Annotated in this window: 2 protein-coding genes (1 of these 2 running past the window's edge); both read right to left on the bottom strand. The window is 71.4% G+C overall.

Going from position 1 to position 2,220, the window contains the following annotated elements:
• Window positions 1-1,453 (bottom strand): M28 family peptidase (locus ACFR9S_RS04545; RefSeq protein WP_379818150.1); only part of this gene is annotated, 1,453 nt, incomplete at its 3' end.
• Window positions 1,454-1,544: 91 nt separating this feature from the next.
• Window positions 1,545-2,220: the final stretch of an amidase gene (locus ACFR9S_RS04550; protein WP_379818151.1), read on the bottom strand. 791 nt of this gene lie beyond the right edge of the window; 676 of the gene's 1,467 nt are visible here — the last part of the coding sequence; its start codon lies off the right edge, out of view; it ends in the stop codon at window positions 1,545-1,547.

Below are 2,220 nucleotides of genomic sequence, written 5' to 3' on the forward strand. Positions count from 1 at the left end.
TGACAACTTCGACGAACGCGTCGAGCGCGGCGTCGAGACGGTCGAGGCGATCGTACACCGGCGAGAAGTCGATCTCCCCCTCGGCGTCGGCGTCGATCTGCTCGGTGAGCGCGCGAATCTCTGCGGCCGTCTCCCGGTGGTCGTGCGGGAGCACGGGGGAGTTCGAGAGCCGGGAGACGATGGCGGTGTACAGCCGAGCCTCCTCGACCATCAGGTCCACGTCGATCTTGTCGCGGCCGTCTTCCGGGGTGTGCCACCACCAGCCGCCGCCGACGGGGCCGGCGTCCTCGTGGTCCGCGCTGAACCGCGCGCCGGAGAGCAGCGAGGAGAGTCCGGCGCCCCAGAACGACTGGTCGGAGTTGCGCCCCGGCCGACGCCCGCCGCCGATCAGCCCGTCGTCGTCCCTCGCCGCGTCCAGCGGGAGGGGACCGCCTTCGAGCACGTCGAGGTGCTCGTCGCCGACCTCGGCCATGTGCTGGGCCCAGAGGTGGTCAGCGCCGTCGAGGCCGTTCAGGTCGATGTGGATGTAGGCCACCCCGTTCTCGCGGAGGTCGAGCCAGTTCCGGTCGGCGTACCGGGCACTGCCGGCGTACCGGCCCATCGAGTGGCCGGGCCAGAACCCGACGACGACGCCCCGTTTCGGCGGGTTCTCCGCGAACACGCGGGCCAGCTCCATCGAGGTCGCGACGGCCGAAGCGTTGTCGGTGACGCCCTCGTGCCAGGAGTCGATGTGGTTGCCGACGACGGTGTAGCGGTCGCTCTCGGTCCCCTCGATGCGCGCGACCGGACAGGGGAGTTCGCGCTGCTCGGTCCGGGCCTGGGTCTCGACGGCGATCGACACGTCGTCGCCGGCCAGTCGCTCCGCCAGCCACTCGCCGTCGGCGTGGTGGATCTCCGCCACCGGGAGGTCCGGAAGCTCGTCCACGTCGTCCACCGACGGTGAGCCCCAGACGGGGGAGACGATCATCTCGTGGAGTTCGCCCTCGGTCGGCGACTGGAACACCGCCGCCCGCGCGCCGGCCTCGTCGATGGCCCGCACGGCTCCCGGGGTGGGCAGTCCCCGCGTGAACACGACCTTCCCGGACACGTCGGGCAGGTCGCTCGTCCCGTGCCCGACTGAATCCACCAGCACGAGTTCGCCGCTGACGCCGCCCGGGGGCGTACTCGCGCTGAACGCGGTGGTGATCGCGTCGTCGAACTCCGCCTGCACCGGGCTGGTGACGGTCACCGTCGCGGACACCGGCACGCTCGTGTACGCCTGTACCGTCCGCAGTTCGGCGTCGACGCCGTCGGCGCCCAGTTCGTCGACGATGTACTCGGCCGCCTCCCACTGGTCGTCCGTCCCCGGATACCGTCGGAGGTCGGCCAACGCGTCGATGTGTGCCGCCAGCGCGTCCCGATCGATCTCGTCGACGAGTCTCTCCTCCGTCGTTCGGTCGACTGTGTCAATCACAGGCAAAGGGAGGGAAGTAGTGCAATAAGCGTGGCGGGAGTGCCGACAGTCCGGAGCCGCGAATCGGGCTCGCTGACACGGAAGGCGCCGCCTACCCGTCGATCAGCTCCCAAATCGCCGCCGCGCGGAGGGCGGTCGCGTCGCCACCCCGCGGCCCGACGAACTGCAGTCCGACCGGGAGGCCGTCGATCGTCCCGCAGGGCACCGAGACGGCGGGGTGGCCGGTGAGGTTGAACGGTCCCGTCGTCCGGACTGCCTCGTCGAGCGTGCTGTCTTCGAGGTAGCTGTCGCCGTCCCACGCCGGCGCGACCATCGGCGTCGTCGGCCCCGCGAGCACGTCCACCGCCGCGAGCGCGTCGTCGACGCCGGCGGTCACCAACTCCCGGGCGCGCTGGGCTCGGGCGTAGTACTCCGGGCCGTCCGTCGCGAGGAGGTGCTGCCCGTAGAGGAGCACCTCCGCGGGGTAGTCGCCGAGCTCGTCGGAGCGCGCGGCGAGCGCCTCGTCGACGGCTGCCGCGAACCCCGGGTCGCCGACCGATCGCTGCCAGAAGTTGACCCCGTTTCGCTCGACGTAGGCGGCGATCTCGATCATCGCGATGGCCCACCAGGCCGGGATGGCGTACTCGAAGTGGGGTATCGACACCTCCCGCACGGTCGCGCCGGCAGACGCGAGGTCGTCGATCGCGTCCCGAACCGCCCGGTCGACCGCCGGATCGCCCCCGAACAGTTCCTCGGGGACGCCCACGGTGAGCGACTCGACCGCGGCA

It is taken from the genome of Halolamina salina (genome assembly GCF_042678005.1).
Taxonomy (GTDB): domain Archaea; phylum Halobacteriota; class Halobacteria; order Halobacteriales; family Haloferacaceae; genus Halolamina; species Halolamina salina.